Below are 19,153 nucleotides of genomic sequence, written 5' to 3'. Positions count from 1 at the left end.
GCATCGACGGTCCTTCGGCAGTTCGGACCGATGGTGTATCTGCCGACGGTCCTCTTCGCCCTCGGCGAGGGCGCCGTGATCCCGCTCATCCCGGTACTGGCAGCCGCCATGGGCGCCGACGTCGCTTTCGCGGCCCTCGTCGCCTCCGCGCTCGTCATCGGCCAGCTCTGCGGAAACCTCCCTGCCGGATGGGCGGTCGGGCGCATCGGCGAGCGGTTCACGATGGTGATCGCCGGCGTGATCGCGATCCTGGCGGCCGTGGGAATGGTCTTCGCGCCGACGCTCGGCGTGCTGGCGGCCTCGGTCTTCATCCTGGGCGTATGCGCGGCCGCCTTCGGCCTGGCCCGTCACGCGTTCATGACGACCAGGGTTCCGGTCGCCTTCCGCGCGCGCTCGCTCTCGTTGCTCGGCGGCAGCTTCCGCCTCGGCATCTTCATCGGCCCGTTCGTGGCAGCGGGTCTGCTGCAGCTGTTCGGCACCGAGAGCGCCGCGATCTGGTTCTTCCTGGGCTGCCTCGTGGTGATGGTGATTCTCGTGCTCTTCGGCCCCGATCCGGAGAAGACGACACCTCCCGCTCCGCTCACCCCGGCCGAGCGTTCCATGGAGGACTCCGGCGAGGCGGTGAGCGGATCCATCCCGACCGTCGAGCGCACGGGCATCTTCCAGACCATGTGGCGACAGCGCGCGGTGCTGGGCCGTCTCGGACTCGCCGCGGCGTCGCTGTCGGCGGTGCGCTCCGCGCGGCAGGTCGTCCTCCCGCTGTGGGGGCTCTCCCTGGGGCTGGACGCCTCGACGATCGCCCTCGTGGTCGGCGTCTCCGGGGCGATCGACTTCGCGCTCTTCTACGCCAGTGGGCAGGTGATGGACCGATTCGGACGACTGTGGGCGGCGATGCCCGCGATGGTGCTCATGGGCGCCGGCTTCCTCGCGCTGTCGTTCACGCACGAGCTCGATGCGGCGGTGCTGTGGTTCGGGATGTTCGCCGCGGTGCTCGGCGTCGGCAACGGCCTGTCGAGCGGGATCCTGCTCACCCTCGGCGCGGATGTCGCCCCGAAGCGCGAGCCCGCCGCGTTCCTCGGATCCTGGCGCACGCTCACCGACGCCGGGGGTGCGATCGCGCCGCTGCTGGTGTCGGCGATCACCGCTTTCTCGGCGCTCCCCTTCGCGGCCGCAGCGATGGGCGTCATCGGCCTCGTCGGGGCAGCCGGATTCCTGCGGTGGATCCCGAAGTTCATACCCAGATCGCGCCCGGAGCCGGAACCGGAGTCGGAGTCGGGGCCGGAGCCGGGGCCGGACGGCAACTGAGCGCCCCCTCGCGGCAGGTCACCACAGGGCCGTGCGGCTCGTGGCCGTGGACTCCAGGCGTACGCCGTCCGGGACGAAGGGCGACAGCAAGGGCGGACGCCAGTCGACGCCGACCGTCACACGTGCCGACACCCCATCGGGTGTTCCCGCCGCGACGAGGTCCGTCGCGCCCGGCACCCCTTCGACCAGGGCTGCCGCTTGCTCCTCGACCCCGGTGTCCGTCAACTCGGCGCGGACGCCGTCGGCCGTCACCGCGAGGATGAAGCCATCCGCCCCGGCGAGCGCCGCCGAGTCCGCGAGGGCGTCCAGCCGCTTCTGCGCGATGTAGAGATCCGTCGCGCAGACGCAGACGTAGATCACCACGAGCGCGAGGAGCACGTAGCCGAGCGTCAGCAGGAGGACGCTGCCCTCGTCCTGCCCCGGCACCGCTGTGTCCGTTGACCGGACGGCGCGCGTCATCGCGCACCCCACAGCCGCGACACCTTCTGCGCCGAAGTGGCCTGGACGGCGACCGCGGTGGAACGGTCGAGGCCGAAGAGCTCCGGCACCAGGGGCAGGGTCGCCCTGGTGCTGACGGTGACGAAGACGGTCGCTCCCGACGATGGGCACTCGACGCCCGACGGAGTGCATGTCAGCGTCACGTCCACCGCGTCGGCATCCAGACCGTACTCGTCGATCACCCCACGGAGCACCACATCTCCGCGTTCAGTCGCGGATGCGGCGTCCGGAGCCCGCGCGATGACGCGCGCCATGTGCCTCGCCGCCGCCTCTGCGCCGAGCGTCTGCTCCTGGATGCCGCCGAGCGCGATCACGAGGTAGACCATCGGCACCAGGAGGATGACGCCGACCGCGATGAACTCGAGCGCCGCTGATCCTTCCTCACCGGCCACCGAACGTCTCCACGGGCGCATGGGCCTCCACCTCCATCGCGAACGGGATTCCGATCAGGCCCAGCAGGGGGAAGGTCGAGCGCACTCGCACGTCGACGGTTTCTTCCCCCGGGAGCCCCGAGGTGCCGATCCGGATGTCCTCGGCATATCCCGCGCCGATCGCACGCGTGATCACCTTGCGGGTGCGCTCGACCCCTTCGGCCGGACTCGTGTCGGCGAGAGCAGCGTGATACGCGCCTTCGACCGCTGCATCGTGGACGACGTTTCGCACGTAGACGGCGAGCGCGAGTTGGAGGACGGCGAGTGTGAGCGCCGTGAGCAGCGTTCCCACCAGCAGGAACTCCACCGGGCTCGAACCGCGCTCATCCGCGAACCGGGGCCCCTCCGCCATGTCAGAGCCCCGACACCCGTTGGATCGCCTGTTCGAACAGCGCGGTCAGCGCGGGTCCTGCGACCGCCCAGATCAGCACCACCAGCCCGGCCGTCATCAGTGTCACGAGCACCCAGCCGGGAACGTCACCGGATTCATCGGCCGACAGAGCGCGGAAGAACGAGCGCAGGCGTGTGATCATGCGGCCAGTCTGCCCGGGGTGAGATCACCCGCGCGGAAGTTATCCACAGCCCGCAGGACGCCGCCGTCCGCCCCTCCCCTGCCAGAGAGTTCGCGTCAGCCGTTCCGCTCCTGCCAGCGGTGCAGCAGAGCGGGGATCTCGCCCCGCAGGAATTCATAGAACGCGTGCATCTGCGCCAGGCGCTGATGCGCCGGATCATCGTCACCGGTGACGGAGACGCCTTCTGAGGCGACCTGGAGCATGGCGTCGATGATCGTGTTCTGGCCGGTGAACAGGGTCGCCCAGGCATCGTCGCGAAGTCGGAAGTGCTCGCGGCGACTCCCGGGAGCGGGCAGACGCTCGATGAGACCCACCGAGAGCAGCGACTTGATCGCACTGGAGACCGCGCCGGCGCTGGCATCCAGCCGCTCGACGATCTCACCCGCTGTGACCGTCTCCTGGTCGGTGAACAGGAAGACGGCGAGCGTGCGCGCCGCCATCCGCTGCATCCCGCCCTCGGTCAACGTCAGCGCCAGTCGTTCGGCGGTCTGCCACTGCGTGTGCCTGTCGGTCATCTCACCCTCCAGGCAGCACGATATCAAACATCATGCCTGTTCAATAACTCCTGAAACTCCGATACTGTCGGAAGCGCGTCATCTCGACCACGACGCGAGGAAGGACGACATCCATGCGCGCAGTCATCATCGGAGCCGGCATCGCCGGACTCTCCACCTCCCTCCGCCTGCACCAGGCCGGGTGGGAGACTCTCCTCGTCGAACGCGCACCCGCACGCCGCGACGGGGGCTATGCCGTGACCTTCGGCGGCATCGGGTATGACGCCGCGGAGCGAATCGGCATCCTGAGCGATCTCCAGGCCCGCTCGTTCGAGACCACGGAGCTCAGCTATCACCGGTCCGACGGCTCACGCCTCTTCGCTCTGGATCGCGCCGCGATCGCTGCCACCACCGGCGCGCGCTCCTTGACGATCCTGCGGGGCGACCTCGAGTCGGTCCTGTATGAAAGGGTCCGGGATCACACGACCATCCGCTTCGGCACCACGCTCACCTCCTTCGAGCAGGACGACCGAGAGGTCCGCGTCGCACTGACCGACGGCACCGTCGAGACGGCCGATCTGCTGATCGGCGCGGATGGGTTGCACTCGGCCACCCGCGCCCTGCTGTTCGGGCCGGAGGAGGACTTCCTCGTCGACCTGCAACACAAGATCGCCGTGTCCATGCTCGAGCGGCGCCCCGCATCCATCGCACCGGGCACCACGGGCACGCACTCCTCGCGCGGTCGCACCGCCGCCGTCATCAGCGCCGGCGACGGTCGCAACGTCGCCTTCTTCGGCTACCGCGCCGATCATGCGCGCCCGGGTGCCGACGTGCACGCCGAGCTGAGACGTATCTACGGCGATCTCGGTTGGATCATCCCCGAAGTACTCACCGGCTTCCAGGAAGCCGACTCCGTCTACTTCGACACCGTCAGCCAAGTGGTGGTGCCGTCCTGGAGCAAGGGTCGAGTCGCGCTCCTCGGCGACTCCGCGTGGTGCGTCACGCTGTTCGCCGGCTACGGCTCATCTCTGGCCGTGGGCGGAGCGGACCGGCTCGTCACAGAACTCACCGCCAGACCTGACGACATCCCGGCCGCGCTGCAGGCGTGGGAGACAGCGATCCGCCCCGAAGCGGAACGCAAGCAGAGGCTCGGGCGACGGGTCAAAGGAATCTACGCCCCCGCCCATCCCCTGACCCTCTGGCTGAGCATGCTGCCCCTCCGCCTCGCCTCCTTCCCTCTCGTCCGCAGCTACATGACGCGGCGGTACATCAAGGGCTGAGACCCCTCCCCAGCGAGGTGGTCAGCCGATGCCGAGCCGCAGGATGAACAGTCCCGGATACACGGCGAAGAGCACCGACAGCGGCAGGATGAGGAAGACCAGCGGGAAGAGCATCAGGATCTCCTTGCGCCCTGCCTGCTCGATGAGCGTGCGCTTCGCGTCCTCGCGCGCATCGCCGGCCTGTGCGTGCAGCACCGCGGCGAGCGGCGCTCCGTGCTCGAGGGCCGCGATCACCTGGTCGACGGCGCGCGAGAGCCCGGGAAGCTGCAGACGTCGCGCCGTCTCGCTCAGCGCGTCAGCCAACGGCGACCCGGTCCCGACCGCGAGGACGACCTGGCGGAGTTCGGCTGTCAGCTCACCGGTGCCGACGGCGGCGACACGTCGGAGGGAGTCGAGGAACCCTTCGCCGGCGGCAAGGCACAGCGCCAGGAACTCCAGCGTCGTCGGAAGCTCGTCGGCGAGACGCACCCGGCGAGCCCTGGCCCGTGCGGAGAGCTGCATGTCGTACACGACGGCGGCGAGCGCCCCGAACACCACCGGGATGACACTCGTGGGCACCGACATCCGCCCCGCCAGTGCGAGGAGGATGACCACGATGGCGCCTCCGCCGATCCCGGCGAGCGTCCACCCCAGTTGCTTGCCTCGGAACACGGACGGTTCGATCGCCACTCCGGCTTGGGAGAGTCGCTGTCGAAGGGCGGCTCCCCCGCCGAGCAGACGCTCGAACCGCTCTCGAGCGGCGTCCCACAACGTTCGAGAACGCGCGGGGAGCACGCCGGAGGAAGGCAGGATGCCTGGGGGCAGCCGCTCGTCGCTCACGACGTCACGGATGTAGGGCCCGATACGGACGATCAGGGATGCTGCCCGCCAGCGCGGAAGCACGAACAGGACGCTCAGCACACCGGCCGAGAACGTGCCACCGACCAGCACCGCGACCGCGACGACCGACACCTCCGTCACCCGAACCACCGCCGCGGCTCGGGAAGTCGACCGATGCGGACCATGATCCGGAAGGCAGCGACCGAGATCGCGGCTCCGACGCAGATCACCAGAACCCCCTCGGGCGTGCCGTACGCCGAAGCCCCCTCCGGGCGCATGACGAGCAGTCCGAGGATGATCCACGGCGCAACGGCCCCGAGGATCGCCGCACCGCGGATCCACGACTGCCGCGCCTCGACTTCTCCTCGAAGCGCGGCATCTGCGCGGACGGACGCCGACAACGCGCGGAGCACACTGATCAACTCGGTACCGCCGACCTGACGGGCCATGCGCAGAGTCTCCACGATCCGATCGCCGATGGGATCGGCGAGGGACGACTTCAACCGGTCGAGGCTCGTCTCGAATCTGCCGCTCGCCCGGAGGTCTCGGGCGAACACGACGAAGGCCGGTCGGAGCATGGTCGGCGCGGACTCGGCCAGGCTCGCCACCGCGTCGGGGAGCGAGAGCCCGACGCGGATCGAGGCGATCAGGAGGTCACAGATGTCCGGCCAGAGTTGCCGACGCACGCGAAGCAGCCGAAGCCGCCGACCGCGCAGGAACAGGATCGGCGCAGACGCCCCCGCCGCTCCGGCGAGCAGGGCAAGCACGGGCAGTCCGCTCAGGAGCCAGAGCACGGAAGCGGCCAGCATCCCCGCGGCCACGATCACCGCGATGAGCACGCGCGGCACGAGCGCGACGAGGCCCGCTTCCTCGATCAACCGCGTGAGCCGTCCATCTCTGCCGGCCGGCTGCGCGTTCGCACGAGGCGGCCACATCCACGGCGAGACGCACAGGAGCACGCCTGCGGCGAGCGCGGCCCCGAGCAGCACCGTCACGAGTTCACCCCGATCCGGAGCACGGGGCGGCTGTCGGTGCCGGCACGCCCTTGCGTCGTCGAGCCGTCGAGATAGACCCGCGCTGTGCGGATGCGTCCCTCGACGATCTCTCCGGTGGGCGCGACGATCTCCTGCACGAAGCGGCGGCCCGAGCGGTCGCGCACGCAATGGACGACGAGGTCGATCGACGTCGCGATCGCCGGCGCGATGAAGCCGCGATCGATGTTGCGGCCGGCCAGGAGCGGCAGCATGCTGAGCTTCTCGAGGGCCTCCGTCGCGGAGTTCGCGTGCACGGTGCACGCTCCAGGGACGCCCAACGTACTATTGACACATGATGTGCGCGCACTCCCTCGCCCCATCGGCGCACGGCGGTCCTGTATCTCAGGCTGAGCGATGCACGCGACGAGGCGAGCACGTCCATCGAGCGCCAGCGAAATGACCTCACCGCGGAGGCCGAACGGCGGGGGCTAAGGGTGTCGGCTGTTCTCATCGACGACGGCGTCTCGGGCCGGAAGTCGCGGACGCGGGCATTCGAGGCGCTTGCGATGGTACGAGAGGGCAAAGCAGACGCCCTGCTCGTGTGGAAGTTCGACCGCTGGAGCCGTCAAGGTCTCTCGGCGGTCTCGGCGCTCATCGAAGCCCTCGACGCGCGCCCCGACGCTCTGTTTATCGCGCTACAGGACGGGCTCAATAGCGACCAACCGGCCTGGCGCATCATCGCGTCGGTTCTCGCCGAGGTCGCCCGCATGGAGGCGGAGAACACTTCAGCGCGCGTCTCATCATTCGTGCGGCACGCCAAAGAGGTAGGCCGGTGGCACGGTGGGCGGGCGCCTGTGGGTTATCGCTCGGTGCCTCACCCCAGCGGGACCGGGCGAGCCCTGGAACCGGACCCCCTCGCCGTGGAGCTCTTCACAGACGCCGCCAAGCGGATCGTCGCGGGAGAAGCGCTCTATGCCGTCACGCAACGTCTCAACTCCACCGAGCTCAAGCCGCCGTCGGCGGCGGCCTGGTCGATTCAAACGGTGCGGCGCGCGCTCATGGGCCAGTCGATTGTGGGGCGAGTATCCGCCCGCGTGCCCGGCTCCGCGAGGGAGGAACGCGCGTTTGACGTTCTCCGCGACGATGAGGGTAACCCAAGGCAGATTTGGGAGCCTGTTCTCCCCCTCGACCTCTGGCGAGCTTGTCGGAGCACACTGGAGGCGCGCAATGCCGCATCACCGCTCGCGAGTCGCCAGCGTGCGACCTTTAAGCGCGCGCGCCTCCTCTCCGGGCTTCTCGTATGCGCTTACTGTGGCGGCCCGATGTACGCGGGCATCACTGGCGAGGGTGTGCCCCGCTACTCGTGCGCCAAGCGCTCCAAGGCGCAAAGGTGTCGACCCGAGGGCGGAGGCGCCCCATCGGTCACCGCTCACAAACTGGAGGAATACGTAGAATCTCTCTACCTCAAGAGCTTCGGTAGCAAGCCCGTTGTTTCGCCGGTGATGCGTGAGGTTCCCGCCATCGCCCTAGCCGAGGCCCGCGAGGCCCTTGCGACGGTCTCAGCCCGCCTGGGTAATCCCGACATAGACGAAGACACCGCACAGCGCATGATCGCCCAGATACCGGGGCTCCGGCACCGCGTTCAAGAGCTCTCGGCGGCGGGTCCGCCCCCCGCGGAGGTCGAGCTCGTAGAAACGGGCGAGACTATCGCCGAGCTCTGGAGCCGCGCCGACATCGAGGAGCGACGAGCCTTCCTGTCAGCGGCTTTCGTTTACATCACCGTTGCGAACGGTAAGCGCGGCGGCAAGAAGTTTGACCCTGAGCGATTTGAGATCGTCCCGCGTCCGTCGCCTGAGCAACTCGGCCTCGTTTCCGACGGGAACTCGAACCCCCGCGCCGTGGCGTGGGTCCGCAAGCGCCAAGAGGCCCGCCGCGCGGCATCCGGCGCCGCTGGGATGAGCGAGTAGAGGACGGCGCTTAGCGGTGAGGGCAAATAGGTGCACAACGGGCCGCCGTTGTTGACCTATTGACACTCTCTCAGGGACGGTGCTCGCGGCCTCAGGGACGGTGCTCGCCCGAATAGGGACGGTGCTTTCGGGCACCGTCCCTGGGCACCGTCCCTGGATTTTCCCCGTAATTCCGCGGAAATGAGGGTCTCAGGGACGGTGCTTTCGTGAAATCCGAACCACTAACTTCTAAGTCGGTCGCGGACGTGCGTAGCTAAACGACGCCACTGCCGTTGTTCAGCTACGCGACCCGGACGAGTTGGGCATCCGTGGGCACCCGGGCGGTATATCCAAGTAGAGAAAGCGTTAGCCACACTTCGGAAAGGGCCGCCATGTCTCACCGCCTCGACTGTCTCACTTGTGGTCGCACGTTCACCGCGGCCCGCCGTCACGCCCTGACGTGCTCCGGATCGTGTCGAGTCCGCCGCCACGCTCAGCGCCGAGCCGCCCTCAGCGCGGACCTATCGGCACTCGCTCGCGAGGGCTTCGCACTCAAGCTCGCCTCCTAGAGCCGACCCCACACACCTCCGCCTCGCCGTCCGCGAGTCGGCCTGCCCGCCCGCCTCACCGCCGATTCGCGACGGCACGAGGGACAGCGGGCACCCCGCGCCGGTCGCTCCGGCTCGGGATGACGCCCTCGTCGGGGCTCCAAGTGGGAGCCACCGCGGGGGCGCCACCGTCTTTACCTGACGTGGCCGCCAAGGCGCGAGCTCGTCGACACCGCTAGACGCGGTCTCCATCCATCCATTCGGGCGCCTCGCGCCACCCACTCCCCTAGGAGACCCGCCACCATGGCAAACACCTTCAATCTCGACATCAACCAAGTCGCCGCCATCGCCGCCAAGCTGGTCGGTCGCGACTTCAACCTCGCCTCGCTCATCAGCCGCGACGTCGAGGCCGAGTTCACTCCCGGCAAGGGCAACAAGGTCCGCGTCCCGGTCCCCGCGGCCATCCCGACCCGTACCCGCGGCATTTACGACAAGACGACCGCACTCGTCGCCGACGAGCTCTCCGAGCAATTCATCGAGGTCACGCTCGCGGACCACATCTACAACCTCGCGGTGCTCTCGGAGGGCGATCTTTCGCTCGACCTCAAGAGCTACGCCGCGCAAGTGCTGGCCCCGCAAACGCGCGCCATCGCGGCCAAGGTCGAGGCGCTCACCGCGACAGCGATGTCCGCGACGCCCGCCGTCACCGGCATCACCTACTCGGCGGCTACCCCCGCTAAGGCGTTCACCGCCGCCCGACGTGAGCTCCGCGACAACGGTGTCCCCGGCGACGCGATTCTCCGGGCCGCTGTCGGCGCGTCGGTCTACGCCGACCTCCTCGACGCGCCCGTCGGACAGGGCTTCGACGCCGACGGCAAGGTGCGCGGCTTCGAGGTCGTCGAATCCACTCGACTCGACGCCGAGGACATCGTCGCGTTCATCCCGCAAGCGTTCACACTCGTCGCCCGCGCCCCTATGGTGCCCCAGGGCGCCGCGCACGGCGCGAGCATCGTGACACCCGTGTTCGACGAGGAGAACGGTGCACAATTCGCCGTCCGCTCTGTCGTCGACTACGACAGCAACGTGGCCGCCGACCGTTCCCTCGTCGGCACGTTCGCCGCGGTGCAAGCAATGCCCCTCCCCGTCGACAACGAGGACGGCACCGTGACTCTCCTGGAGCACGGCGGCGCCGTCCGCATCGCTACCGGCGCATAACCACCCTCCGGCGCCCGACGCCACCTCGCGAGCCCGCCCGCATCACACCGGGCGGGCTCGCTCTGACGACTGGACACTCACTCATGACCTCCACTTCCCTTCCGCTCACCGACCCGACAGGCTCCCGCACAGCGGCCTACGTCCGCCTCGTGCGCAACGAGGACGCCACACGTTCGCTCGCCGACGTTACCGACGAGACCCTCGTCTCCGTCGGCGCTGGCCTCGCCGTCGAGGCATTCGAGGGACGGTGGGCGACCGCTCGGGACGCCGCCGCGTCGCGCTTCGAGATTCCCTCGGAGGTCATCGAGCTCCTCACAGCCGCCGCGCTCGCGGCGCTCACCCCCACCATGGGCGCGTTCGTCCTCGCCCGCCCGAACGAGGCAACCATCGACGAGCTCCGCGCCTGGCTCGCACGCCACGGCCTCAAGGCCACCGCGACGGACCCGACGAACGCGTCATGAGCCGCCGCCCGAACAAGACCCGCGCGCCCCGCATGGCATACGACGCGGTGCGCGACCGTCGCCGGGCCACGGCGCTCGCCCAACGCGGCGAATCCCCGACGGAACGGGCCGCGCGCCTCGTCGCATTGAGGAAGTAGATCGCCCATGTCTAGCGCACTACCGCCAGCCCTCTCCGAGCTCACCGAGCGCCTCGGCGCCGAGCTCGACGGCAACGACCGGACCCGTGCCGAGCTCGCGCTCGACGACGCCACCACTCTCGCTCTCGCCGACGTCCCCGACCGAATCGCGGCGATATGGACTGTCTCCGCTCCCGCGGTCGTGCGCCTCGTCGTCATCCACGCGGCGCGCCGCGAGTACGAGAACCCCCGAGGCATCCATCAGGAGACCTACGGCGAGCACACCGTAAACCTCGCCGAGTCCAGCGGCGTCTACCTCACCGCGCGCGAGCGAGCGCTCATACGGAACGCTCACTCCGGTCGGCCCCGCCCTCGCTCGATACGTACCCCCTCCCCCTACTAGACCTCGCTTGCACGACGCGCTCCGCCATGGCGCCTGTCTTGAGCTCGCGGCCCATTCTTTCCCCTTTCTGGGGGCGTGGCGAGTGCACCCGGCGGACTTGTGGACCCGCGCGGTGTGAGCCCGTGGCCGACGTGGAACTCGGCGCGACGGGCGCCCTCTGGTGAGGGTCAGACCACGTAAATCGACTCACGCAAGCCGACGTACGTGGCCTCCTGAGCCCTCTCAACAGAGAACGCCCATCGCTTCGAGCGATGAGCGTTCTCTGTTCGCGCAAGATGCCTTAGTCGATGAGCACCGTGTCAGCGATCATGGTGGCGACCAGGTCAAGCGAATCGTAATCCGCGGTAGTCAGCCCTGCGTGCGACGCGAGCATCGGGCTCACGTCGAGCAACTCCTCGAACGTGGTGCCGTGCACGACCGGGATGACACGACCGGAGTTCAGGAGCACCGACAGCTCCCGATCCGCGACGCCTTCTGCATCGAGGCTCTGTAGCAATGCCGGGGTGACGAGCACGATCCCAGCACGGGAATTCTTCAATCCCTTGTCGATCTGCCGCATCAATGGCGTACCCAAGGGAACGTCCTTCTCACTGAACCAGACCTTTACGTCGAGCCCGGTCAAGAGGTTGTAGAACTCCAGTGCGGCGCCTCGACGGTCACCCCAGGCGTGGCAGAGGAACAAGTCGCGGCGCTCGCTAGCTGTGTTCGCGAGGCGCACGACCTCCTGGCGCACGGGGTTGAGCGTTCGATACTCGGTCGCGCTGTACGTGACCGTCGAGCGCCGGGAGCGGCTCGAAGTACCCCCGCCACCTCCAGACGACTTACTGGCGTAGCTGGCGTGCCGACGAGGCGGCGGCGGCGTGTAGACGGGCGGCGGGGTGTAGGTAGGTCGCGAGTAACCGCCGCCGTAGCGGTATCCCGACGAGCGGCCATGCACGGGACAGTCAGCGCCGCCCCCTCGAATATGGCCTCGGACAGGTGCAGTGCAAAGAGACACGATACGGTTCCTCCTCGGAACCTCGCGCCAGAGACCTAGAGCCCCGCGGCGAGTCCCTGTTGGACTCACCCCCTTGCGGTGGTACTAAAGTTGATCACACCATCCCTCCTACAGTTTGGTGCTCTCAACCCCGACCCGGCTCCCCCGGGAATCGGGGTTGTCGTGCTTTGGCTGGGCCATCGCTGGCCTTGATTCAAATACTACATATGGGTACCGACATCGGCGGCGACCACAACCGGTAGTAGTTACATGGCTGTAGTTATCCACCGCCCACGGAGCGCAGAACACAGGTTCATCCACAGGTTCGCGCGGCGCTCGATGCCGCTAGTTGCGCGGATTCCCGCGGGCGTTCGAATCTATCTACGATCTCATCCACAGGATGCCCGGTCAGAAGCGATTTTTTCGTTCCACACCTGTGGATAACTTCCGTCGGCGTGTCGGACCACTCCTTGAGTGGAACTATTGCGCTTCTGCGCTACTGCCGTCGCCGGGTCCAAAACCCCAGTTCGCACACGCCCACCCCTCCCCTCGACGGCTGACCCGTGCGCTCCGCCTCACCCTCCTCGCGACCGCTCAACGCGGCGCTGCCAGCACGATGACCGCTCTTGCCATGACGCATCATCGCGCTCGCGGCCCATCTACTTTCGTGGAGCGCCGCGGTTCTGCACGGCCAAGTCGGAGGCCCGGCGCGGCGCACACCCCACGAGTGGCACCCCGAGCACGGCTCGATTGGCGTCTCTAAACATCGCCGAGCAAAGGCTCACGCCATCGACGACCCCACACGGCGAGCGGGTCATCTCGCCCGATGTGCACCTCGCGCTTGACAACGCGGCCCCTTCCGCGCGGCGTGTAAACGCACGTCCGCGAGAGACAACGCGGGGGTGGCGGATGACTCCCCTCCCCCGCCTCCTTCCATCCCGGTGCGGCATAGCGTTCGGCTGTCGATACGTATGGTCCGTTTGTTTTTCGCACACCGGCTAGTTGCCGAGAGAAAGCCCCCGCCTTTGACAGGCGGGGGCTTTCTGTCGTTTCAGCCCGAGGCGATCTGTCAGGCGACGCCGTCTGCCTTCCCCTGGATCATCTCAAGCGCCGGGCGGTACATGAACGGTACCCAGTAGTTCTGAGTCTTTCCGCGCTCTGAGAGGAAACCGATTGAGACGAGCCGTCGCACCATGTCCGCGGTTTGGCTTGCGTCCGTTCCCCATAGGAGACCGAGGCTCGCCAAATTGTGCTCGGTCTTCTGCCGAGCCAGTTTTTCGACGAATGGCTTGACGTCGCTGAACTCCGCGTAGATCGTCTTCGCCAGCCGCGCTTTGGAAACCACCGGAAGGGCCACATCGAATGTCTTCGGATGGAAGAGTGCCGGAGGTTCCGGAGCGGTCTGCGCCGTCTCGTGTCGCGCAAGCTGAGCATTCCGCACCTCCGAGAAGAGGTGAATCAGCTCTCGGGGAGCACTGGTTCCCGTTCCGTCTTCGGTCCGCGACAGCGCCCACTTCCAAGTCTCTGTCTTGCCAGACCCGGCATCGACCTGTTGTGCGAAGACCTCGTAGAAAAAGGCGTTCTGCGACTCCGTCGAGGCCAATACCGATTCGGCGGTCCGACCGAAGTGCGCAAGCAACGCGTCACTTCGCGTCAGTCTGCGGACCACCAGTTGTCGAAGAGAGTCTGAATCCCACACGATCGCGGTCTCTCGCACGATGTGGCTCGCCTCGCGGAAGCCCTCATCCGTGACGTTTTCCCAGATGTCGCTCCGAAGAAAAATCTTCAGCTTCACACGTTCGTACGAGGCGAGGTCGCCGTAGGCGCGGAACAATGCCCGAAGCGCATTGCGCTCAAGCTCAGGGAAAGCCGCGAAGGCCGCGTCGAGCCGATCTAGCACAATCCAAAGCGAGTAGCCCGCGTCCTGGAGCGCTTTCTCCGCTAGAGCGTACAACGCATCCACCGACACGTGCCCGTCTTTTGTGGCGGCGAAGGATGGCTCCGAGAACTCGATCTTCCCTGAGAAGCCTGTGACGGCACCCGTCACGCCGTCGATACTCATCGAGGTTTCGGCGCTCTTCGGATTCAACAGACGAGCGACATACTCGCGAACCATCGTCAGTAGCGTCGCCTTGGGACGATGCTCGGGCAAGATTCCCGCGTCTCTCAAGTGTTCGAAGAGCTTTTTCGAGCTCTCAGATTTGAGGTCATACTGTTCTATCTCCTCGGAGATGAGAACGAGGAAGTACAGCTTCCATATCCCGATCAGTTGGGACTCCGGGAGACTCGCTTCGGCTGTCAACGCCGCGAAAGCCGGAGTACCTGACAAGTTCTCCCCCGGTGCGAGCAAGACCTTCTCATCGAATAGCGCATCCTGCTCGCCCAGCAACATCGAATAGATCGCGCTCTTGCCGCTCCCCTTCGGCGCAAGAACTACATCGACCTCCCCCTCGCGCACCTGGCGCCAAGTCTCAGTTTGGACGAAGTAGTCGCGAAGTTCTTTGGCTTCATCTTCCGCCACTCGACTTCCGAAGGAAATGCTTCGGACGAGGTCGACCGGGTCAAGTTGTGTGCTCACGGCCCGATAGTAGCGGGAGACCACCGATACGTACGGATTTGGGTCAATGAGGCAATCAGCGATCTATGCCACTCGGACGCCGCGCTCCTCGGCATGGAGTCGCCGGGCTTCCTCTCGCTCCTCAACAAGGGCGACGATAGCGTCGAGGTCACTAGCCGCAAGTACCGGCAGAGGAAACGAGGACCGAGCGCCGCTCTGCCGGTCGAGCGCGTACACCAGGCGCGACCACCGAGCGACCCTTAGGTCAAGCGGCCCAGCGCCCGGCGCGGCATCTTCGACGCCACAGACAACTCGCGTGGCTAGTTCTTCGAGCCCCTCGATCCCCCGTAGGGCGATGGCATCGAGCACGGTGTCTGCCAGCGACCGACGCCAAGCCGACACGAGGTCAGGGCAACCGACCTCACCGCGGCGAATCTGTCCAGCCCACGCGTGCGTAGCCGTCTCGACCCTTAGCCAGCCGTACCGCTCGACGGCGGCCACAATCGGAGCCATAACCGGCGCCCAGGTCGCCTCTGCCTGAATCCTCGCGACAATCGTCATTTCCTTCTCCCATCGCCTCTACGCCTGTTGTCGGCGCAAGAGCGATTCTTGCACAGAAAAATGCCTGTTCCGACCGCAAAAGTCGACCTGCGCAAGTCGACCTTCGCGTTAGACACTTAATGTGTCATTTGTGCTGTTGAGCACTCCGGTGTTGAGCGCGAGCACGAGGTCGAGCGCTTCGGCATCACGCACCTCACCGAGGACCAGGCGGTCCGGCCGCATCCGGAGCGCTTCCTTCACCAATCGACGCAGGGTGATCTCCCCTGTGCCTTCCAGACTGGACTGGCGCCCCTGCAATGCGACCAGATCAGGACCCTCGATCGCGAGCTCGAAGGTCTCCTCGACGGTGACGATGCGCTGCGATTCGGCGCACGAGGCCAGCAGCGCGCCGAGCATCGTCGTCTTCCCTGCGTGGGTCGCGCCGGAGACGATCACCGTGCGACCGTCGTTCATCGCCACCCGCAGCCGCTCAGCCACCGCCGCGGGCATCATCCCCTGGGCCGTCAAAGCCTCGAGTGACCGATACTTCGGGAGGAACTTCCGGATGTTGACCGCCCATGACCCGCGCACGACGTCGGCGATCGCGACGTGCAGACGAGAGCCGTCCGGCAGCGAGGCGTCGACGAAGGGCTGACTGATGTCGACCCGCCGACCGGTGGCCTGCAGCATCCGCTCGACGAGGTCGCGCACCGTCGTGTCGCTGAGGCGCAGTCCGGTCCGCTCCGCCACGCCTTCACGGGCGACATGCACGTGTCCGGTGCCGTTGAGCCAGATCTCCTCGATCTCGGGATCGTCCAGCAGAGGCTGCAGCGCTCCGAACCCGCTGAGCGACGCCAGCACGTCACGGACACAGGCCGCTTCGTCTTCGATGAGGCCGCCGCCGCGTGCGAGAGCAGCGTCATCGTGACGACGGACCTCCGCGTGCGCGATGCGCCGCGCGGCGTCGGGATCGATCGTGGGATCCACCCCTTCCGTGCGCAGGCGACGCCGAACCTGCTCGGTGACCAGGGCAGACGGATGACTCACCCCGGCATCCTCGCAACGATCGGTTCCCCCGCGTCGGAGTTATCCACAGGCACGCCGCTCCCAGGCGCTCCGGGGGGCGATGAACTGCGGGCTGATGCTCAGACAGGGGTTTCGCCGGTCAGTAGACTGATTCCACCGCGCGGGAGTGGTGGAATTGGCAGACACGCAGGATTTAGGTTCCTGTGCCCCAGGGCGTGTGGGTTCAAGTCCCACCTTCCGCACGAGAGACGATGGCGCCGTCGCGAGACCACCCTGACGTCGCTCCGCTCTGACGCCGACCACTCACGACCGACGGGAATCCCGCCAGTGCTCGAATCCATGCTGCACGCTCCCACCGCCCTCATCCCCTGGCTCGACCCCCAGACGATCATCGGCGCGGCGGGCCCCTGGGCGCTTCTGGTGGTGTGCTTCATCGTCTTCGCCGAGACCGGTCTCCTGGTCGGATTCCTCCTCCCCGGCGACACCCTGCTCATCATCGCCGGGCTCTTGACGCACACCAGCAATGTGTTCGGCGTGAACATCTGGGTCGTCTCGCTCCTGATCGCGCTGTCGGCCTTCATCGGCGGCGAGGTCGGCTATCTGATCGGTCACAAGGGCGGACCGGCGGTGTTCGAGCGCAAGGAGTCGGGCCTCTTCAGCAAGAAGAACGTCGAGCGCACGAATGCGTTCTTCGAGCGCTTCGGCGGTCTCACGGTCATCCTCGCCCGTTTCGTCCCCATCGTTCGCACCTTCGCCCCCGTCGCAGCCGGTGTGGGACACATGCCGTGGCGCCGCTACTCGCTCTACAACTTCATCGGCGCCATGATCTGGGGCTTCGGCCTCACGATGGTCGGGTACCTCATCGCCTACATCCCGTGGGTGCGCACACTCGTGGTTCAATACATCGACGTGATCCTGCTGATCGCCGTCGGCGGCACCGCCCTCGTCACCCTGTGGCACTACTTCTCGGAGCGCCACAAGGCGAAGAAGGCCGCGGCGGCAGGCGAAGACGTCGTGACCGATGCCGAGGAGGCACAGGAGCTCGTCCTGGATGCCGACGTGTTCGACCGCGCCCCCGACCTGGACGGCGACGGCAAGCACTGATCCTGACCTCGTACGCCGAGCTCTCGGCGGACGACGTCAGCCTGCGTTCTTCGCGCGCTCCTCTTTGGTGCGCGCGACGCTGGCGCGGAGTGCCTCCATGAGGTCGATGACTTCGCCACCCTCCGCAGCCTTCTCGGCCTCTCCGAACGTCTCGGCGACGTCGAACGTGTCCCCCGCCTCGATCTTCGCGTCGATGAGGGTGCGGAGCTCCTTCTGGTACTCGTCGACGAAGTCCTCGGGATCGAAGTCGGCCGAATAGCTGTCGACGAGTGAGGCGGAGAGCTCGAGCTCCTTCTTCGAGATCCGCACGTCCTCATCCAGTGCAGGGAACTCCGCTTCGCGCACCTCGTCGGCCCACAGCAGAGTCTGCAGCACGAGCACCTTCCCCCGGACCCGCAGCGCGGCCAGCCTGGTCTTCTGCCGCAGGGTGAAGCGCACGATCGCGGTGCGATCCGTCTGCTCCAGGGTCTTGCGCAGCAGCACGTACGCCTTCGGGGACTTCGAGTCCGGCTCGAGGTAGTACGGCTTGTCGAGGGTGAGCAGATCGACCTGGTCGGACGGCACGAACTCGACGACGTCGATCTCCCGGCTCTTCTCGGCCGGCAGCGCGGCCAAGTCGTCCTTGGTGAGCACCACCGTCTGCCCGTCATCGACGTACGCGCGATCGATGTCGGCATAGGCCACCGTCTCGCCGCACACCTCGCACGTGCGCTGGTACCGGATGCGGCCGCCGTCCTTCTCATGCACCTGATGCAGCGGCACATCGTGATCCTCCGTGGCGGAGTACACCTTCACCGGCACGTTCACGAGCCCGAATGTCAGCGCGCCCTTCCAGATCGTCCTCATGACACCAGTGAACACCAGTCGAAGCCGTCGCGACCAGTCCCTTGACTACGCTGGCTGCATGGTCGGACCAGGGCAGATCGTGCAGGTGGACGGTCGCCGTCTGCGCGTGACGAATCTCGACAAGGTCGTCTACCCGGACACCGGCACGACCAAGGGCGAGGTCATCGCCTACTACAGCGCGATCTCCCCGCTCATCCTGCCCCTCCTCGACGGACGCCCGGTCACGCGCAAGCGCTGGGTCGAAGGCGTCGGGACGAGGGACGCTCCCGCCGATGCGTTCTTCACGAAGCAGCTCGAACCGGGGGCACCGGCCTGGATCCCGCGGCAGGCGATCCAGCATTCGGACGGCCCGAAGGAGTACCCCCTCGTCGAGGACGTGCCGACGCTGGTGTGGCTCGCTCAGGTCGCCGCGATCGAACTGCATGTGCCGCAATGGCGCTTCGCTCCGGACGGGACCCCGGGTCGTCCCGATCGCCTCGTTCTCGACCTGGACCCGGGCCCCGGTGTCGGACTCGCACAGTGCGCCGAAGTCGCGCGCTTCGCACGCGTCATCCTGACGGACATGGGGCTCGATCCACTCCCGGTCACGAGCGGGAGCAAGGGTCTGCACCTGTATGCGGCCCTCCCCGGGGAGCAGACGAGCGACGAGATCTCGGCGGTCGTGAAGGAACTCGCCCGCCTGATCGAGAACGACCATCCCGATCTGGCCACGAGCGTCATGTCGAAGGCCGAGCGAGGCGGGAAGGTGTTCCTGGACTGGAGCCAGAACAACGGCAAGAAGACGACCATCTCGCCGTACTCGCTCCGGGGGCGGGCACAGCCGTGGGTCGCGGCTCCGCGCACCTGGGACGAACTCGATGACCCGGATCTGGCCCAGCTCGACCTCGACGAGGTGCTCGCCCGCGCAGCCGCGGGAATCGATCCGCTCGCCGGGCTCCGCCCGCAGGATGCCTCGTCGGCACCAGCGCCTGCCCCGGCTCACCGGCCCCGCCACCCGCGGGGCGCTTCGGCCCCTTCACGGGGCGCCACGGCCGCGCCCCTC

Annotated in this window: 22 protein-coding genes and 1 tRNA gene; 10 read left to right on the top strand and 13 right to left on the bottom strand. The window is 67.2% G+C overall.

Annotated features, from left to right (window positions below):
- Positions 1-30: 30 nt before the first annotated feature.
- Positions 31-1,305: an MFS transporter gene (locus L978_RS16165; RefSeq protein ID WP_052193820.1), complete on the top strand. Its 1,275-nt coding sequence runs from the start codon at positions 31-33 to the stop codon at positions 1,303-1,305.
- 18 nt (positions 1,306-1,323) lie between these two features.
- Here L978_RS16165 and L978_RS16160 read toward each other — a convergent pair whose 3' ends face one another.
- The 5 genes from L978_RS16160 to L978_RS16140 form a co-directional block, all read right to left on the bottom strand.
- Complete coding sequence (locus L978_RS16160; RefSeq protein WP_052193817.1) at positions 1,324-1,764, bottom strand: hypothetical protein; 441 nt, start codon at positions 1,762-1,764, stop codon at positions 1,324-1,326.
- Positions 1,761-2,216: a hypothetical protein gene (locus tag L978_RS16155; protein ID WP_047524310.1), complete on the bottom strand. Its 456-nt coding sequence runs from the start codon at positions 2,214-2,216 to the stop codon at positions 1,761-1,763. Before L978_RS16155 ends, L978_RS16160 begins: the two co-directional genes overlap by 4 nt.
- Positions 2,185-2,586, bottom strand: coding sequence for a TadE/TadG family type IV pilus assembly protein (locus tag L978_RS16150; protein WP_047524309.1), 402 nt, complete (start codon positions 2,584-2,586; stop codon positions 2,185-2,187). The genes L978_RS16155 and L978_RS16150 overlap by 32 nt, the downstream gene beginning before the upstream one ends.
- A gap of 1 nt (position 2,587) precedes the next feature.
- A complete protein-coding gene (locus L978_RS16145) occupies positions 2,588-2,767 on the bottom strand; it encodes a hypothetical protein (RefSeq protein ID WP_047524308.1) in 180 nt (59 codons plus the stop codon).
- Between the two features lie 95 nt (positions 2,768-2,862).
- Entirely contained in the window at positions 2,863-3,321 is a 459-nt protein-coding gene (locus L978_RS16140) for a GbsR/MarR family transcriptional regulator (RefSeq protein ID WP_047524307.1), read from the bottom strand.
- Positions 3,322-3,434: 113 nt separating this feature from the next.
- Here L978_RS16140 and L978_RS16135 point away from each other — a divergent pair, with 113 nt between their 5' ends.
- A complete protein-coding gene (locus tag L978_RS16135) occupies positions 3,435-4,580 on the top strand; it encodes an FAD-dependent monooxygenase (RefSeq protein ID WP_047524306.1) in 1,146 nt (381 codons plus the stop codon).
- 21 nt (positions 4,581-4,601) lie between these two features.
- Here the strand turns inward: L978_RS16135 and L978_RS16130 are convergent, their stop codons facing one another.
- From L978_RS16130 to L978_RS16120, 3 genes are read right to left on the bottom strand one after another with little or no spacing between them, the layout of a single operon-like run.
- A complete protein-coding gene (locus L978_RS16130; protein ID WP_231555085.1) occupies positions 4,602-5,549 on the bottom strand; it encodes a type II secretion system F family protein in 948 nt (315 codons plus the stop codon).
- Positions 5,537-6,394 (bottom strand): type II secretion system F family protein, encoded by an 858-nt coding sequence (locus tag L978_RS16125; protein WP_047524304.1) that lies wholly within the window; start codon positions 6,392-6,394, stop codon positions 5,537-5,539. Before L978_RS16125 ends, L978_RS16130 begins: the two co-directional genes overlap by 13 nt.
- Positions 6,391-6,687: a hypothetical protein gene (locus L978_RS16120; protein WP_047524303.1), complete on the bottom strand. Its 297-nt coding sequence runs from the start codon at positions 6,685-6,687 to the stop codon at positions 6,391-6,393. The genes L978_RS16125 and L978_RS16120 overlap by 4 nt, the downstream gene beginning before the upstream one ends.
- Positions 6,688-6,768: 81 nt before the next feature.
- Here L978_RS16120 and L978_RS16115 point away from each other — a divergent pair, with 81 nt between their 5' ends.
- From L978_RS16115 to L978_RS16100, 5 genes are all read left to right on the top strand, one after another.
- Positions 6,769-8,340: a recombinase family protein gene (locus L978_RS16115; protein ID WP_269429719.1), complete on the top strand. Its 1,572-nt coding sequence runs from the start codon at positions 6,769-6,771 to the stop codon at positions 8,338-8,340.
- An 830-nt stretch (positions 8,341-9,170) separates the two neighbouring features.
- The gene (locus L978_RS16110) at positions 9,171-10,082 is read left to right on the top strand and encodes a P22 phage major capsid protein family protein (protein ID WP_047524301.1); all 912 of its coding nucleotides are present in this window, start codon (positions 9,171-9,173) and stop codon (positions 10,080-10,082) included.
- An 83-nt stretch (positions 10,083-10,165) separates the two neighbouring features.
- Positions 10,166-10,543, top strand: coding sequence for a hypothetical protein (locus tag L978_RS16105; protein ID WP_047524300.1), 378 nt, complete (start codon positions 10,166-10,168; stop codon positions 10,541-10,543).
- A complete protein-coding gene (locus tag L978_RS18825) occupies positions 10,540-10,680 on the top strand; it encodes a hypothetical protein (RefSeq protein WP_156118310.1) in 141 nt (46 codons plus the stop codon). Before L978_RS16105 ends, L978_RS18825 begins: the two co-directional genes overlap by 4 nt.
- A 7-nt stretch (positions 10,681-10,687) precedes the next feature.
- On the top strand, positions 10,688-11,062 hold the full coding sequence (locus L978_RS16100) for a hypothetical protein (RefSeq protein ID WP_047524299.1): 375 nt from the start codon (positions 10,688-10,690) through the stop codon (positions 11,060-11,062).
- A gap of 280 nt (positions 11,063-11,342) precedes the next feature.
- Here L978_RS16100 and L978_RS19015 read toward each other — a convergent pair whose 3' ends face one another.
- From L978_RS19015 to L978_RS16080, 4 genes are all read right to left on the bottom strand, one after another.
- Positions 11,343-11,795, bottom strand: coding sequence for a toll/interleukin-1 receptor domain-containing protein (locus tag L978_RS19015; RefSeq protein ID WP_047524298.1), 453 nt, complete (start codon positions 11,793-11,795; stop codon positions 11,343-11,345).
- 1,312 nt (positions 11,796-13,107) lie between these two features.
- The gene (locus L978_RS16090; protein ID WP_047524357.1) at positions 13,108-14,616 is read right to left on the bottom strand and encodes a P-loop ATPase, Sll1717 family; all 1,509 of its coding nucleotides are present in this window, start codon (positions 14,614-14,616) and stop codon (positions 13,108-13,110) included.
- A 63-nt stretch (positions 14,617-14,679) separates the two neighbouring features.
- Complete coding sequence (locus L978_RS16085) at positions 14,680-15,156, bottom strand: hypothetical protein (protein ID WP_047524297.1); 477 nt, start codon at positions 15,154-15,156, stop codon at positions 14,680-14,682.
- A gap of 108 nt (positions 15,157-15,264) precedes the next feature.
- Positions 15,265-16,182, bottom strand: a complete 918-nt coding sequence (locus L978_RS16080; protein WP_081997097.1) for a CpaF family protein — start codon at positions 16,180-16,182, stop codon at positions 15,265-15,267.
- A 139-nt stretch (positions 16,183-16,321) separates the two neighbouring features.
- Here L978_RS16080 and L978_RS16075 point away from each other — a divergent pair.
- Both L978_RS16075 and L978_RS16070 read left to right on the top strand, forming a co-directional pair.
- Positions 16,322-16,403, top strand: a tRNA-Leu gene (locus L978_RS16075).
- Positions 16,404-16,500: 97 nt separating this feature from the next.
- Positions 16,501-17,265: a DedA family protein gene (locus tag L978_RS16070; RefSeq protein WP_047524355.1), complete on the top strand. Its 765-nt coding sequence runs from the start codon at positions 16,501-16,503 to the stop codon at positions 17,263-17,265.
- Positions 17,266-17,301: 36 nt separating this feature from the next.
- Here the strand turns inward: L978_RS16070 and ku are convergent, their stop codons facing one another.
- Positions 17,302-18,111, bottom strand: a complete 810-nt coding sequence (gene ku / locus L978_RS16065) for a non-homologous end joining protein Ku (RefSeq protein WP_047524296.1) — start codon at positions 18,109-18,111, stop codon at positions 17,302-17,304.
- 58 nt (positions 18,112-18,169) lie between these two features.
- On the opposite strand from ku, the gene ligD reads away from it, so the two are divergent.
- On the top strand, positions 18,170-19,153 hold a 984-nt coding region (ligD, locus tag L978_RS16060), incomplete at its 3' end, for a non-homologous end-joining DNA ligase (protein ID WP_197055678.1).

It is taken from the genome of Microbacterium sp. ZOR0019 (assembly GCF_000800925.1).
GTDB lineage: Bacteria > Actinomycetota > Actinomycetes > Actinomycetales > Microbacteriaceae > Microbacterium > Microbacterium aurugineum.
This window is presented reverse-complemented; position numbering and strand designations above follow the sequence as displayed.